The sequence below is a fragment of the Thiocapsa sp. UBA6158 genome, assembly GCF_002423035.1.
In the GTDB taxonomy this organism is placed as follows: domain Bacteria; phylum Pseudomonadota; class Gammaproteobacteria; order Chromatiales; family Chromatiaceae; genus Thiocapsa.
The window spans coordinates 15,102-30,818 of the sequence record NZ_DIUM01000005.1 but is presented as its reverse complement, the minus strand read 5'-3'; the positions used below and the strand labels follow the sequence as shown (position 1 = coordinate 30,818).

Annotated in this window: 13 protein-coding genes; 9 read left to right on the top strand and 4 right to left on the bottom strand. The window is 64.7% G+C overall.

The window, feature by feature from the left end:
* Positions 1–155 precede the first annotated feature (155 nt).
* The 4 genes from B4N44_RS00960 to ubiD all read left to right on the top strand — a co-directional run bounded on the left by B4N44_RS00960 (position 156) and on the right by ubiD (position 6,721).
* Positions 156–2,324, top strand: a complete 2,169-nt coding sequence (locus B4N44_RS00960; RefSeq protein WP_296695830.1) for a sulfatase-like hydrolase/transferase — start codon at positions 156–158, stop codon at positions 2,322–2,324.
* A 29-nt stretch (positions 2,325–2,353) separates the two neighbouring features.
* Entirely contained in the window at positions 2,354–2,932 is a 579-nt protein-coding gene (locus tag B4N44_RS00955) for a CNP1-like family protein (protein WP_296695827.1), read from the top strand.
* Positions 2,933–3,146: 214 nt separating this feature from the next.
* Positions 3,147–5,180 carry an oligopeptidase A gene (gene prlC / locus B4N44_RS00950; protein ID WP_296695825.1) on the top strand — a complete coding sequence of 678 codons (2,034 nt, stop codon included), beginning with the start codon at positions 3,147–3,149 and terminating at the stop codon, positions 5,178–5,180.
* 26 nt (positions 5,181–5,206) lie between these two features.
* Positions 5,207–6,721: a 4-hydroxy-3-polyprenylbenzoate decarboxylase gene (gene ubiD / locus B4N44_RS00945; RefSeq protein ID WP_296695823.1), complete on the top strand. Its 1,515-nt coding sequence runs from the start codon at positions 5,207–5,209 to the stop codon at positions 6,719–6,721.
* A 68-nt stretch (positions 6,722–6,789) separates the two neighbouring features.
* On the opposite strand, the gene B4N44_RS00940 is transcribed toward ubiD, so the two are convergent.
* The 4 genes from B4N44_RS00940 to B4N44_RS00925 all read right to left on the bottom strand — a co-directional run bounded on the left by B4N44_RS00940 (position 6,790) and on the right by B4N44_RS00925 (position 9,462).
* Complete coding sequence (locus B4N44_RS00940; protein ID WP_296695820.1) at positions 6,790–7,065, bottom strand: RNA recognition motif domain-containing protein; 276 nt, start codon at positions 7,063–7,065, stop codon at positions 6,790–6,792.
* A gap of 633 nt (positions 7,066–7,698) precedes the next feature.
* Positions 7,699–7,932 (bottom strand): glycine zipper family protein, encoded by a 234-nt coding sequence (locus tag B4N44_RS00935; protein WP_296695817.1) that lies wholly within the window; start codon positions 7,930–7,932, stop codon positions 7,699–7,701.
* Positions 7,933–7,995: 63 nt separating this feature from the next.
* Entirely contained in the window at positions 7,996–8,406 is a 411-nt protein-coding gene (locus B4N44_RS00930) for a Rap1a/Tai family immunity protein (protein WP_296695814.1), read from the bottom strand.
* 189 nt (positions 8,407–8,595) lie between these two features.
* Positions 8,596–9,462 carry an SDR family oxidoreductase gene (locus B4N44_RS00925; RefSeq protein ID WP_296695812.1) on the bottom strand — a complete coding sequence of 289 codons (867 nt, stop codon included), beginning with the start codon at positions 9,460–9,462 and terminating at the stop codon, positions 8,596–8,598.
* A 248-nt stretch (positions 9,463–9,710) separates the two neighbouring features.
* Between B4N44_RS00925 and B4N44_RS00920 the strand changes: the two genes are divergently transcribed.
* The 5 genes from B4N44_RS00920 to B4N44_RS00900 all read left to right on the top strand — a co-directional run bounded on the left by B4N44_RS00920 (position 9,711) and on the right by B4N44_RS00900 (position 15,673).
* Complete coding sequence (locus tag B4N44_RS00920) at positions 9,711–10,748, top strand: CDP-6-deoxy-delta-3,4-glucoseen reductase (protein ID WP_296695810.1); 1,038 nt, start codon at positions 9,711–9,713, stop codon at positions 10,746–10,748.
* A gap of 74 nt (positions 10,749–10,822) precedes the next feature.
* A complete protein-coding gene (locus tag B4N44_RS00915; RefSeq protein ID WP_296695807.1) occupies positions 10,823–11,443 on the top strand; it encodes a hypothetical protein in 621 nt (206 codons plus the stop codon).
* A gap of 94 nt (positions 11,444–11,537) precedes the next feature.
* Entirely contained in the window at positions 11,538–13,646 is a 2,109-nt protein-coding gene (locus B4N44_RS00910; protein ID WP_296695805.1) for a TonB-dependent receptor plug domain-containing protein, read from the top strand.
* Between the two features lie 14 nt (positions 13,647–13,660).
* Entirely contained in the window at positions 13,661–14,236 is a 576-nt protein-coding gene (locus tag B4N44_RS00905; protein WP_296695802.1) for a hypothetical protein, read from the top strand.
* A 6-nt stretch (positions 14,237–14,242) separates the two neighbouring features.
* Entirely contained in the window at positions 14,243–15,673 is a 1,431-nt protein-coding gene (locus B4N44_RS00900; protein ID WP_296695799.1) for a GGDEF domain-containing protein, read from the top strand.
* Positions 15,674–15,717 lie beyond the last annotated feature (44 nt).

Genomic DNA, 15,717 nt, shown 5'->3' with positions numbered 1-15,717 from the left:
ACATGACCCCGGGTGGTCTAGCCCCGGCGGACGATGACCTTAGCGGTCGAGCCGGATCTGTGCTATCAAGGTTTGCGTCCCCGCCAAGCGTCCGCGCGGGTCGGCGCGCCATGCGGACGGCGTACGATGCGGGCTCGCCTCCCGGAGCGACAACGATGATCCAGTGTACGGCCAAGCCAAGCCTCGCCTCGCTGTTCGTGGCGCTGACCCTCCTCGCGGGAGGGATCGGACACGCGCACGCAGCGGGCAGAGCCGATGCAACGTCGAAGCCGCCCAACATCCTCTTCATCGTCCTGGACGATATCGGAATCGACCAGTTCCGGACCTTCGGGTACGGTGGTCTGACGCCACCCGCCATGCCGAATATCGACCGAATCGCCGACGCCGGCGTTCATTTCCGAAATACCTGGTCGATGCCTGCATGCTCCGTGAGCCGAAGCGTTTTTTTCACCGGACGCTTCCCCCTGCGCACCAATCTCTACGCCGCCCTCGGGCCCGACGACCTGGCGAATTCGATGCTCTCCCCGTGGGAGACGACCCTGCCGAAGCTATTGAAGGAACGCGACTACGAGAGCGCACTCTTCGGCAAATTCCATATCGGCCTGCAGGGCAACAATCCGTTCGGCGACAGGATGCCCGCATCCCTGGGTTGGGACTACTTCTCCGGCTGGCTCGACGAAACCGGCGACCCCTCGTCGATCGACACGACGGCCGGCGGCGTCGGCCCGCAAGGCACCTATGCCTGCGGCTATGTCCCGGGTGCACGGGATGGCGGTGCCGACGCGGGAGCTTGCTACTCCGGCGACGGGAGCTGCCGCGTCATGGCAGGGACCGGACCCAACCCACCCGGTCGCGCCTGCAGGGATAGCGGCGGCATCTTCGACCCGGAGGAAGTCTGTCGACAACCGCGTCCGTCGTATATCGACTTCAACCTGATGAGCGCGCACTACGTCTCGCCGCTGGTGATCAATCGGCCTCACGGCGTCGTGCGCAGGTTACCCCTGACGGACGTGCGTGCGCGCACCTACCGAGGCAGCGTGCCGGTCGACGCCGCCATCGAGTGGATCGAGCAGCGCGCCGGCGATAAGCCGTGGATGGCGACCGTCAGCTTCGCCACGGTGCACACGCCGTTGCAGGCACCGCCATTGCACCTGCTTGCGCCGGATGCACGCGACACCAACGCACTGGATTGCTCGGCTGTCGGCGCCTTTCCGATCCTGAGCAATCAGATGATCGAGGCGCTCGACACCGAGGTCGGGCGCCTTCTGCTCGAGACCGGGATCGTGAAACGCCGCCGCCGAGATGGCGCACTCCGATACAACCCGGAGAATACCGATACGATGCTGGTCATCGTCAACGACAACGGGTCGCTCGGCTACACGGTGAAACAGCCGTTCGACGGCGCCCGGTCGAAAGGCACCGTTTACCAGACCGGGGTCTGGACGCCGCTCATCGTCGCCGGCCCCCTGGTGGAGGAGCCCGGTCGCGAGGTCACGCACATGACCAACATCGCGGATCTCTATGAATTGTTCGGCGAGCTCGCGGGAATCGACGTCCACGAGCGCGTGCCGCGAACGCTCGATTCGATGCCTATGCTGCCGTACTTGGTCGATCCGATGCAGGACAGTATCCGCCAGTGGAATTTCACCCAGATCGGGCTGAACCTACAAGCCGATGGCGCTCTGAACGGGCCCTGCCAGTTCGCCAACAGCTGCTCGCATATTCCGGTCACCAAGGGCGTGTGCGAGGACAACGGCGGGGTCTGGTTCGGCCAGGGCGCCGACGGCTTCTCGGATGGCGTGCCGATTCCCTCGGAAGGCTTCACATACTGTTGCGAGGTCCAGCAGTGGCTGACCGAGCAAGTTCCGCCGCAGGACACGGTCGACATCTTGCCGCAGAGCGGCGTCGCCATCCGCAACGACACGTTCAAGTTGGTGCGAAACAACACCAAGGACTACGATCCGACCACCAACGCCTGCGTCGACAGCGAGAGCGACGAGCTCTACGAGATCGACGAAGCCAGGCCTGTTCCGAAACTCGACACGGAAGAGGCCATGCTGGACGAGCCATTCACCTCGGTGCAACAGGCCAACTACGACGCCTTGTCGGACCAACTCGCCGTGATCCTGTCCTCGCAACCCCCCTGCTCCGGCGACGGCAACATCGACGGCGTCGTCGACATCCGGGATCTGGTCGCCTATCGAGCCCTTCGGTGGCTCTCGCGCGGCACGTCGAGCTGGTACGATCTCGATTTGAATGGCCTGACCAACTCTGCCGATGCAGCAACCGTCCGGCAGAACCTCGGCACAATCTGTTCGAAGTAAGGCTGCCCGATATGTCCCGATTGATCGACATGATGAAAGACTTGCGACGGCTCTCCTTGCCCATCCTCGCCGGGCTCGGGCTCGCGATGCCCGTATCGAGTGCCGAGAACGCCTTCGTCACCGACGCCGAGCCCCCCGTACCCTCGAGCGTCCAAGCGGGTACGCCCTGGAAGGAAGCGGATACTCCGCTCCCGCCTTGGCCGCGGGACGCGGATCTGGTCGAACTGGTCCCGGACGGTCCGGATTCAGCCCTCCGATATTTCATCGACAGCGCCAACCTGCGGGTCGGCTCCGACGATGTCGTGCGCTATACGCTCGTTGCGGAGGGACGCGGCGGGACCCGCAACCTCTCGGTGGAGGGTATCCGCTGTACGCCGAAGGGTGCGTACAAGACCTATGCCTACGGCGCCGGCGAACGGTTCGTTCCGATCGACTCGGAAGAATGGTTGCCGCTCCCCGCCCACGACGGGGAACGCTGGCGCCACGACCTGTGGCGGTTTCACTTCTGCATCCCGCAGGCCTTCGCGCCGCGTCCGAAGATCGACATGGTCCGCTCGCTCGAGGGGCGTATCTCGCCGCGCCAGAACATGGGTTTTCTGCCGGACTGACGACGCCGAGCGCATCGACACCCGTGCGTGCGCGGCCCGACCCGATCGATCGACTGGAAACTCCGGTGCCCAGCCCGCATGATCCTGCCAGCGCCGCAACCGGCGCCGAGGCTTTGCCTGTCTTCACCCGCCGGTCGTCCCGGCACCGGGGCCGGAGCCACTGCAGGGCGCAACCCTTGATCTTCTTGACCCGTGAACCGATCAGGCCACATCCATGACGAACCCATTGCTCGAGACTACCGGCCTCCCGGCCTTCTCACGGATCCGTCCCGAACACGTCGAGCCCGCCATCGACGTCTGTCTCGCCGACTGTCGTGCCGAGATCGAGCGCCTGACCCGCGAGGTCTCGGTGCCGACCTGGGAGAGCTTCGTCGAGCCGCTGGACGAGATCGACGACCGTTTGAGCCGCGCCTGGTCTCCGGTCGGGCATCTCAACGGGGTCCTGAACAGCGATGAGCTGCGCGCCGCCTACAACGCCTGCCTGCCGAAGCTCAGCGATTACGGCACCGAGGTCGGACAGAACGAGGATCTCTTGCGCGGCTACCAGGCGGTCGCCGCGCAAGAGCACCTGAACCCGGCCCAGCGTAAGCAATTGGAGAACGCGCTGCGTGACTTCCACCTCTCGGGCGTCGACCTTCCCGCCGATAAGAAGGCGCGCTACAAGGCCATCAGTCAGGAGCTCTCGCAGCTCACGACGAAATATTCCGAGAACCTGCTCGACGCCACCAATGCCTGGAGCAGGCTGATCGAGGACGAAGCGAAGCTCGCGGGTCTGCCCGAATCCGCACTGGGTCTGGCCCGGCAGAACGCCGAGCAACGGGGCCAGGCCGGCTGGCTCTTCACGCTCGACCTGCCGTCCTACATGCCGGTTATGACCTATGCGGACGACCGGGACCTGCGCTTCGAGCTGTATCAGGCCTACGGGACGCGCGCCTCCGATCAGGGGCCGCATGCCGGACAGTGGGACAACGGCGAAATCATGGAGCGTATCCTGGCGCTGCGTCACGAGTTGGCCGGGCTGCTTGGATTTGCGAGCTATGCCGAGCGCTCGCTCGCGACCAAGATGGCCCGCTCGCCGGAGGAGGTGCTCGCCTTTCTGAACGACCTGGCCGAGCGCTCGGTCGGTCAAGCCCGCAAGGAGCTCGCGGAGCTCGAGGCGTTCGCGCGCGAGCAGCACGGAGTCGAGAAGCTGGAGCCGTGGGACGTCGGTTACTATGCCGAGAAGCTGCGCCTGCATCGCTATCAAATCAGTCAGGAAGAGCTGCGTCCCTACTTCCCGATCTCGCGTGTCCTCTCGGGTTTGTTCGGCGTCGTCGAGCGCCTCTTCGGGGTCAAGATCCAGGAGGCCGAATCATTCGATACCTACCACCCGGATGTGCGTTTCTTCGAGATCCGCGACGGCGTATCCGGGGCGCTGCGCGGCCAGTTCTATCTCGACCCCTTCGCACGTCAGAACAAGCGCGGCGGCGCCTGGATGGACGTCTGCACCAACCGGATGCACACCAGTCGTTGCGACCAGCTCCCGGTCGCCTATCTGGTCTGCAACTTCACCCCGCCGGTCGGTGAGAAGCCCTCGCTCCTGACCCACAACGAGGTCGAGACACTCTTCCACGAGTTCGGCCACGGGCTGCACCATATGCTGACCAAGGTCGACTATCCCGGGGTCGCCGGGATCAACGGGGTGCCTTGGGACGCGGTCGAGCTGCCCAGCCAGTTCATGGAAAACTGGTGCTGGGAGCGTGAATCGCTGGACCTCTTCGCCGCCCATTGGGAAACCGGCGCATCCATACCGCAAGGGCTCTACGAGCGCATGACCGCAGCGAAAAACTTCCAGTCGGCCATGCAGATGGTGCGGCAACTGGAGTTCGCGCTGTTTGATTTCCGCCTGCATCTGGAATACGACCCGGCGCGCGGCGGCCGCGTCTACGAAATCATCGAGGAGGTCCGCGACCGGGTGGCCGTGATCCGCCCGCCTGCCTTCAACCGTTTCGCCCACGCCTTCTCGCACATCTTCGCCGGCGGCTATGCCGCAGGCTATTACAGCTACAAATGGGCCGAGGTCCTGTCGGCGGACGCCTTCTCGCTGTTCGAAGAAAAGGGCGTCTTCGATGCGGACACAGGCCGGTCCTTCCGCGAAAACATCCTGGAGAAAGGCGGATCCGAAGACGCCATGGTCCTTTATGTGCGGTTCCGGGGGCGCGAGCCGAATACGGATGCGTTGCTGCGTCATTCCGGTATCGCGGCTTAAACTGCGTTCGGAGTACGGGATAAGAAATGAAGTATCACGACCTGCGTGACTTTATCGAGCAGCTTGAGCAACGCGGCGAGCTCAAACGCATCCGGATGGAGGTCGACCCCTATCTCGAGGTGACCGAGATCTGCGACCGGACGCTGCGTGCCGGCGGGCCGGCACTGCTGTTCGAACGGCCGAAGGGGTCGAAGATACCTTTGCTGGGCAACCTGTTCGGGACGACCCGTCGCGTGGCTCTGGGCATGGGCGAGGAGTCGGTCGAGGCGCTGCGCGAGGTCGGCAAGCTGCTTGCCTTTCTCAAGGAGCCGGATCCGCCGAAGGGGATGAAAGAGGCGTGGCAGTCGCTGCCGATCTTCAAGAAGGTGCTCGACATGGCCCCGAAGGTGCGGCGCAACGCGCCCTGCCAAGAGGTCGAATTCAGCGGGGAGCACGTCGATCTAGGGCGTCTTCCCATTCAGCATTGCTGGCCGGGCGATGCCGCGCGCCTGATCACCTGGGGCCTGGTCATCACCAAGGGGCCGGAAAAGGCGCGCCACAACCTCGGCATCTATCGCATGCAGGTGCTCGGACGCAACCGGGTCATCATGCGGTGGCTCGCCCACCGCGGCGGTGCGCTCGACTTTCGCGACTGGCAACGTGCCCATCCCGGCAAGCCCTTCCCGGTGAGCGTCGCGCTCGGGGCCGACCCGGCAACCATCCTCGGGGCGGTCACGCCGGTCCCGGACACACTCTCCGAATATGCCTTCGCCGGCCTGCTGCGCGGCAGCCGCACCGAGCTGGCGGCCTGCAAGGAGTCCGATCTCCAGGTGCCGGCCAGTGCCGAGATCGTTCTCGAAGGCCATATCTATCCGGACGACAGGGCACCGGAGGGGCCTTTCGGCGACCACACGGGGTACTACAACGAGGTCGGCGAGTTTCCGGTCTTCACCATCGAGCGCATCACCCAGCGCCGCGAGCCCATCTATCACAGTACCTACACGGGGCGTCCGCCGGACGAGCCGGCCATCTTGGGCGTGGCCTTGAACGAGGTCTTCGTGCCGATCCTCCAAAAACAGTTTCCCGAGATCCGCGACTTCTACCTGCCGCCCGAGGGTTGCTCGTATCGCCTGGCGGTGGTCAGCATCAAGAAGCAATATCCGGGACACGCCAAGCGGGTCATGATGGGTGTCTGGTCCTTCCTGCGTCAGTTTATGTATACCAAGTTCGTCATCATCGTGGATGAGGACGTCTGTACGCGCGACTGGAAGGATGTGATCTGGGCGATGACGACCCGGATGGATCCGGCGCGCGACACGGTGATGATCGAGAACACGCCGATCGACTATCTGGACTTCGCCTCTCCGGTCTCGGGGTTGGGATCGAAAATCGGCTTAGATGCCACGAATAAGTGGCCGGGGGAGACGACGCGCGAATGGGGAAGCCCGATCCTGATGGACGAAGCGGTGCGCGAACGGGTCTCCGGGATCTGGGACAGTCTCGGAATCGGTGCTCCGGGCGTAGCAACCGACGGCGAGGCAGGCAAACGACATCGAGGGTAGGAATCGACGCCGGCGACGCAAAGCGCCCCGACGACGATCTTGTCTAGGTCATGAGACGAGCAGCTGGATCAGTAGCGACCCCCACCGCCGCGTGGACGTTCGGCACGTGGACGTGCCTCGTTGACAGTGAGCTTGCGTCCTTTGAAGTCGGTTTCGTTCAGCGCCTTGATGGCCGCATCCGCCTCCGAGTTATTGGGCATATCGACGAACCCGAAACCTTTGGACTGACCGGAGAACTTATCCTTGATCACCTCCGCGGCGGCAAGATCACCGAACTCTCCGAAGACGTCCCGCAGATCGTCGTCAGTCACGCTATAGGTCAGGTTTCCTACATAGATCCTCATCGCTGTCTCTCATGCTGGTGTGCGTTGGTCGAGCCAAGACTGCCGAGCTGCCAACACACAAGCCGACTCGACAACGGGTAGCACAAACCCCGCACCCGCGCGGAGATCCGGCGGCACGGGAGATGGGCACGGGAAAGGGATTTGGGCATTCAAACTGGATCCGAGGCCGGCCTTATGACGGACGGACATCCGACACGGCCTCATCGTGACTCTGTTGCGTCAGGCTGATTCCGCGCATCCTGTCCTGCACCATGTCGTGCACCGGAACCCCGGAAGCGCCGCGATTCACTCCTGATGAAAGCTAGTGCATCGTGTGCGAGGCGTCAACTGCGTTTCATTGAAAAAAATGTGACGATTGGTCAAGCGGACATCCGATTCGCGGGGAGGAGCAACCTGCGAGCCGGCCTGCACGATCGCCCAGACAAGCCTTGTCGCATCAAATCGATGGCTCCGGGTGCGCGCCAAGCCCGACGCCGAATCCCGCATCGCCGGGGTGCGGCCTCATCGAGGCCATCGAGCGCCCGCCGGATGCCGGCGGCACCGGGTCGGCATCTCATCGACTGCACACGCAGGGTGAAACCGACAGGCGACCGACCGAGGCGACGAACGGCTCGGTCGGTCGTAACGTCCGGATCAATTGTTGCTGAAGCTGCCGCGCTGATGCTCGTCCACGAGCACCCCGCCCAAGGCACCCACGCCGGCACCGATGAGCGCACCGCGGCCGGCGTTGCCGCTCAATGACCCGATGAGCGCGCCGCTGGCCGCGCCCATACCGGTGCCTGTGGCGACACGCGAGGTGGTTGTGCTTCCGCAACCGCCGAGCAGAAGGATACAGGCCAGAGCTGCCGTAACTGTCGTGACTTTCATCGTTGGAATCTCCGAAGCGGCAAGGGCATCGAGCCGGCGGCCGACGCCCGATGGATCGAGGAGCTACTTCTTACCCGTGCACGGATATTTAGCTGCAAGCGCGCGAACCACTCCTTTGACAGGCTGCTCGCCCATCAACTCCTTGTTCCCCGCGTTGGCCTGCGCCCAAGCCACAAACGCCTCGCGCGCATCCTCGATCGTGGCGTCTTGGGGGTAACAGACGAGGCGCTTCAGCCCGTTGCGGGCCGTGACGCCGTCGTGATATTGGACGGTCGCCTCGAGGAAGGCGCGGCAGGCCAGCGAGGCGATCAGATGTCCGTCGGCATCCGGTGCGACCGAGCAGATTCGATACAGATTTTCGGTCGAGTCGTAGTGGAAGTCCGCTTCCTGCAGCGCACTGGCAGGGGATACGAAGACAGCGGTTGCCAGCAGTGCAGCAAGCATTGCGGGCCCTTGTCGGTAAGAACGCGTCATCGATGGCTCCTTATGGATGGTCGGGTCCGATCATGCCCGGGCTCAAGGTCGCATCGAGCACCGAGCAGGCAGCTCGGCCGTGGATGACCGAAGTGTCCCGCGTGACCGGGTGCAACGCCTCTGCGACGAGCGCTGCACGCTCGAATCATATCCGCCAAAAGCGTCCGAGGATACGCACACGCGGATCCTCTAGAAGATCCCGCGCAGACCCTCGGCCAACGACGGGTAACGAAACACGACACCCAATCCTTCGCGCAGCCGATCGTTGCGCAAACGACGCGACTCGCTCAGGTAGGAGAGCATGCCCTCGGAGAGGCGATCGGCGGCCTCCTCGAGGCCGATCAAGGGCGGGCTCGGCAACCCCGCAGCGGCGGCCACGTCGAGAAAATAGTCCGTCATGGTGCTCGGATGACCGTCGCAGGCGTTGTAGAGCGCACCCGACGGCGCCCGCTCCATCGCTGCGATACAGGCCGCGACCAGGTCATCGACATGGATCCGGTTGGTGTAGGGCGAATCCTCCGGCCTGACCATGGGTGCACCCGCCCGCAGGCGCTCCAGGGGCAATCGGTCGGGGCCGTAGATGCCCGCGACGCGCAGGATCACCAGATCCCGGCCGCTCGCCGCGCTCCAACGGCGCAGCGTCTCCTCGGCATCCAGGCGCCTTTGCGAGCGGGCCGCAACAGGTGCGACCGGGTGTGTCTCGTCGATCCAGGCACCCGCACAATCGCCGTAGACGCCCGTCGTACTGATATAGACAACGCGCCGCGGATGACCGTAGCGCTCGAAGACATCGACGAGATGTCGTGTACGAGTGTCTTGAACCCCGCTCCCCGGCGGCGGCGCGAAATGAAAGACCCGCGCCTCGGCGAGCCCGAGATCGCCGATGTTACCGGCCGCGAGATCGTAGCGTAAGCCCTTGATGCCGAGCTGCTCAAGCCGAGCAACCCCGGCGTCGGACCGCACGATGCCGGTGACGGCCTCGCCCTGCTCGCGGTATTGGCAGGCAAGACGAGTGCCTACATATCCACACCCGACGACGATTTGCTCGTTCATCATCCGACCTGCCTCATGTTTGCGAAAGCGGCATGAGATGCCTCAAGATGGTTGAATCGCGTGCGCGGCGCAAACCCGCATTGCACCGGGCATCATGGCGTCGAGAGTACCCGACACCTCGGCTCAGACGCGCGTCAAAGAATCGAAAAATCAATCATGAAACCGCGTCTCTACCCCGGCCGCAGGTAAAGATGAGGCCGGGCCAAACCAAAACCATCGCCTAATGACTTCGGACGCGGTTTAATCACGACATGAGCTTCACGATTCGAACCCTCCCCGCGGAACATCGCTTCGATGTCGAGCGGGACGAAACCATCCTTGCTGCCGCGCTGCGCCAAGGCGTCGGCCTGCCTTACGGCTGTCGAGACGGCAAGTGCGGATCCTGTGCGGTCCATCTGCTCGAGGGCCGGGTCGACTACCCGAGCGGCCGGACGGATGCGCTCGAAGGCCAGCCCGAGGACACCTGCCTGACCTGCCAGGCCGTGCCGGCTTGCGATCTGCTGTTGCGCGTGCGCGAGGTCCCGTCGGTCGCACACATCGAGGTCCGCACGCTGCCCTGTCGGGTCTCGCGCAAGGAGCGCCTGAACCACGACGTCATGCGCCTCTTCCTGAAGCTGCCGGAGAACCAACGACTGCAATTCCTCGCCGGCCAGTACTTGGACTTTATCCTGCGCGACGGCCGGCGGCGGGCCTTCTCCATCGCCAATGCGCCCCACGACGACGCGGAACTCGAGCTGCATGTCCGGCATGTCCCCGGCGGCGAGTTTACCGCCTATGTCTTCGAGAGCATGCCCGAGAAGAGCATCCTACGCATCCAGGGACCGATGGGGACCTTCGTGCTTCGCGAGGACTCGGATCGCCCGATCATCCTGATGGGCGGAGGCACCGGGTTCGCCCCGCTGAAAGGGATGATCGAGCACGCGATCCATATCGGACTCGACCGCCCCATCGATCTCTATTGGGGCGTACGTGCGCAGCGCGACCTCTACCTGACCGATCTGCCGGCAATCTGGTCGAAGCAACTGCCCTCCTTCCGCTTTGTCCCGGTGCTCTCGGAGCCGGATCCGGATTGGCAGGGACGCACCGGATTCGTTCACATGGCCGTCCTCGAGGATCACCCGGACCCGAGCGGATTCGATCTCTACATGAGCGGACCGCCCGTCATGGTCGAGGCCGGGCGTATCGCCTTCGAGGCCGCGGGTCTCGACCGAGATCGCATGTTTTCGGACGCCTTCGAATACGCCACCGACACCAAGGTGCCCGAGTCGAAGGACGCCGGGGCGGCCTGAGCTTGTCCTGCCGCTCGCAGCGGGGCACACTCCCGCGCCCGATGGACCTCTTCGCGATCTCGGAGCAACCGCTTATGCGCCCTATCCGGCTTGCCGTGGCGTTCGGCCTTGCCGTCCTGCTGAACCTCGGCTGTGCGCCCGGCCCCTTGAGCACGACCTGGATCGCGCCCGGGATACCGCCGACGCCGTATCGCGACCTGATCGTTTTCGGCGTCTCCACCAACCCGATCGTGCGCCGCGCCTACGAGGACAATTTCGTCGAAGCCCTGAAAGCTGCCGGCGTCCAGGCCCGTGCGGCGCATACCCTGCTCTCGGATCGCGATGTCGGCCGGGCGCGGGCGGTGCAGGAGGCCGTCGGACGATCCGGGGCCGACGGGGTCATCGTCACCTACCTTGCGGGCGAGAACCCGGAGGCCGTGCCGAGCGGTGCACGCACCCATGTGGTTCCGAGCCTTTACGGCCGCCTCTACCCGTATTATGGTCACATCCTGAGCGAGGTCACCGCACCCGGTTATTACGCCAAGTATCCCGCGCTTCGACTCGAGACCAATCTCTACGACGCGGGACGCGCAACGCTGGTCTGGTCCGGTCGCTCCGACACCCTGGATCCGAGCTCCGAGCAGACCATGATCAGCGAGGTCATCGCTGCCGTGATCGGTAAACTCAAGGCGGATGGTTTTCTGCCGACATCATAGTGCCTCTCCGGCCACCAGGGTCGAGCTGCTCCGCCGTCGTCGCGGGCAGTCGCCACAGTCAGCGGGGATGCTCGCATCACGACGGACCTTGCCGATGTCGAAGCTGTCGGTTGCATCAACGCAGTACCGCTCGCGCTCGGAGCACGGAGGCTTGGCTGTCGTGCCGTCCAGAAGGTCACACATCGGCGTCGCGCCGCACGGTCTCGCCGTGTGGATGCTGGTCATGATCCTCGCAGGGGGCGAAGCGCTCGCCACGCAATCCTCGCCCGATCCCGACGAGGCTCCGCTCGGCGATCTGCTCAGTCTCCTCGAGCAGGAGACCGAGCTGGCGACCCGCAGCGGGATGAACGCGGACTTCGTCCCCGGTATGGCGACGATCCTGTCCGGAACCGACATGCTCGCCCGCGGAGCGCGCACGGTCTGGGAGGCGCTCTCGCTGGTCCCCGGCATCAGCCAAGGGCTCGAGATGACGGGTGAGCGCCAGGTCCTGAGCCGCGGCGTCGGCTTCGGCTATGCCTCGGGGAACATCAAGTTTCTGCTCGACGGTGTGTCGATGAACTCGACCCTGTTCGCCACCGCGAACCCGGTCCTGAACATCCCCATCGAGCAGATCGAGCGCATCGAGGTCATCCGTGGACCCGGCTCCTCGGTGCATGGCGAGTATGCCTTCGCCGGCGTGGTGAACGTCATCACCCGGCAAAGCGATCGCACGATCCACGCTCAGGCCAACGAGCGCGTCGCTGCCGGCGGGGGCGCGATCTGGCACTGGAGCGACCCGCAGCGCGATCTGACCGCCTCGATCAATCTGGCCGGACTTGCCGGCAACGGCGGCGTCGCCGTCCGCGAGGATGCACTCTACGCGATCGGCGAGCCCGAGCTCTCCAACGCACCCGGCCCGTCGAACGAAGCAAGCCGCTATCGCGGGGCCTTCGCCGATCTGCGCTGGCGCAAGACCTCTCTGGCGATCAAGATCCTGGACGACGACTACGGCGATCATTTCGGGGTCAATCACTTCCTGCCGCCGTCGGATGACCGACTCGTCTCCGGTCAGCGCTATCTCTCGGCTCAAATCGCCCAAGACCTCCTGCTGTCGGATGCGCTGGATGCACGGATCCGGCTCGAGACGCTGCAATACGAGCGCACACGCGATCGGCTCTACGTCTTCCCGCCGAGTTATTTCGACACGCAACCGGTCTTCATGGATCAGGACTACCGCGAGACACGCTACCTCGGGGCTGCGGATCTGCACTGGCGCGGTTGGGACCGGCATGGACTCCTGCTGGGATTGGAGGCCAGCCAGGTGCAGGTCGACCGAGCGAGCTGGAGCTGGGCCAACCTGCCGTTCGAGGTCCCCGAAACCTGGCTGGATACGGACCTCGACCGACGGATTCTCAGCGCGATCCTCCAGGACGAGATCCGCGCAAGCGAGCGCGTCACGGTCACGGCGGCGCTGCGTCTGGACGACTACAGCGACCTCGGCGCCTTCCTCACACCCCGTCTGGCCGCCGTCTGGCGCATCGACGAGGCCAACATCCTCAAGATCCAATACGCCCAAGCGTTTCGACCGCCGACCTTCTACGAGCGGGAATATCCGGGCCGCGAGTCCATCGCTGCCGGGGCGATCGCGACCTACGAGCTGGGCTACATCCTCAAGCAATCCCGCTGGGAAGGACGTCTGATCCTGTTTCAGTCCGACCTCGCCGATCCGATCGTCTTCGGTGACGACGACGCGGGGTTCATCAACAGCGCGGATGCGCGTCTGCGCGGTGTCGAGCTGGAATACGAGGTCCGCCTCGGTCCCCGCGTGAAGGTCGACGCGAATCTCTCCTACGTGAATACGCTCTCGCGCGAGACCGACCGACCGCTGCCCGGCGGCACCGATACGCTGGCCAATCTGGCCGTCATTTGGCGCCCGCTCGATCCCTGGACCGCGGCGCTGCAGCTGCGCTACGTCGGCGATCGAAGCCGCCCCGAATCCGACCCGCGCGATTCGGTCTCGGGCTACGCGATGGCGGATCTCACCCTGAGCTATCAGCGCGGCGGACCAGGCGTGTTCGCGCATCTCGGGGTCAAGAATCTGACCGACGAGGCTGTGCGCTACCCCGATCTGCCGACCGCCTTCGGCGGGGTGGAGCTGCCCTACCCGGATGGCTATCCCCGACCCGGGCGGAGCTGGTGGTTGTCCGTCGGCTACCGCTTTTGAGGGGCGCCGACACGATGCCGCCGAGCACAGGAGCCAGCCGCCGGTGTCTTGGCGCTGCACTGCTTCTGTGTCTCGGACTCGTCGCCACGCACGGCTGGACCCAGTCGCTCTGGCAGGAGGATGAGCAGCGGTTTCGCGTCGGGCTCAAGCTCTTTCCCGCCGTCCTCGGCGCCGTAGAAGACCTCGAGGACATGCGCACGAGCGGCGGACAGCTCGAGATTCGCGTCGTTTACGAAGGGTCAGACACCATCGCCCGAGAGGCCGCCTCGGCGCTGCGCGGGATCGGCCGGATCCGCGAGATCCCGTTGAATGTGCAGACCCTGAGCGCAGAGGCATTGGACGCGGACGATTCGCTGCTCGGCGGCATCTTCGTCGCCAGCGTGAACGTCGGGGGCAAGCGGCTTCGCCGCTGGTCGGAGCGTCATCGCACCCTGGTCTTCTCCCCCTTCGCGGGTGATGTGGAGGCCGGCGCCGTGGCGGGAATCCATGTCGCGGACCGTATCCTCCCTTTCGTCAACCTGCCCCAGGCAGAGCGCGCCGATGTTCGGTTCAAGCCGTTTTTCCTCAAGGTCGCACGCCCCTATGAGTAGCCCGGCATGAACGACAGGGCCTTGCCCACACGCCGTCGGTTCTCGCTGACGCTCGAGCGCAACCTCGCTGTGATCTTTGCGCTGCTCGGGATCCTGCTCACGACGCTGATCGCGCTGCATTGGGTGTTGGTCATCGAGCCGACCCTGCGCGCGGACGCCGAGAGCCGCTCTCGCGCATTCGCCCAGGCCCAGACCAGCGGAATCGAGACGCTGCTGCGCAACGAAGGGCGGCCCGACGAGCTCGCCAACGCGATCCGAACCGAGCTCGACGCCGTGCTGCTGCTCAAGGATGAGTCCACCGGCACACCCTTCGTGCGACGGATCACCCTAGTCCTCGACGAGGATCTGGTCACGCTTCCAACCGCCAGTCTCGAACTGGCGCGAGGGGTCGAGCAGTGTATGGACTGTTTTGTCACCCAGGTCCCGCTTTACGACCCGGACGGCCATCTTCTGGTCGGGATCGCCACCTTTTATTCCAGTCCGCAGTTCCTGAACGATCTGGTTCGCAGCGTCCGCGGCAAGCTCCTGTGGGTCGGCGGCGCCATGCTCCTGGTCATCGGATTCGCCTGGTTCGGGGCCAGCCGTGTGTTGCGCAGGCTCGCCGAGAGCGAGTCCAACCTGCGTACCCTGTTCGAGGCCGCACCCTTCCCGATGATTTTGGCCGAGCACGGCCCGGGAGGGGTCACTCAAGCCAACCAAGCGGCCAAGACCTATCTCGCCTTGGAGCCCGACAGCACCGGACGCCTGAACAGCGCAGCCTGGGAGGCACTCGCCGCCGACGGCCTCCCCGCCGGGATCGGCGAGCAGCGCGAGACGCAGATCCTGACCCGAGACCTGAGTCGACGCTGGGCCGTGGTCTCGGCCATACCGATTCGGTTTTCGGGCGTCTCGAGCCGGATCGTCTCCTTGGCCGACATCTCGGAGTTGAAGGCGACCCAACAAGAGCTGCGCATGGCCTCGTTGACGGATGGCCTGACCGGGGCCTACAACCGACGCTATCTTCTTCAGAAGCTCGCCGAGGAGATCGAGCGCGCCAGACGCTACGGCGACGCGCTCTCGGTCATCCTGCTCGACCTGGATGCCTTCAAGACGATCAACGATACCTTCGGGCATCGTGTGGGGGACGAGGTCCTGGTGAAGGTCGCCTCGACCTTGCGCACATGCGTGCGCGACGTCGATGTCAGCGGCCGTTACGGGGGCGAGGAGTTCCTCGTGATCCTGCCGCATGCTTGCGCCACCGTGGCCATCGAGGTTGCCGAGCGTATTCGCAGCGCAGTGAAGGCGCTGACCTGGAGTCAGAACGGGCTTCGGGTCACCGTCAGCAGCGGTGTGTGCGAATATGCGGGGCAGGATGTCGACGGCCTTGTCGAGATCGCGGATCAAAGGCTCTATCGAGCCAAAGAAGGGGGCAGGGATCGTGTGGTGGGTGCGTCCTGATCGGGATGACACGAATCGGCCGGCAACGGGGCGCACAATCGCTG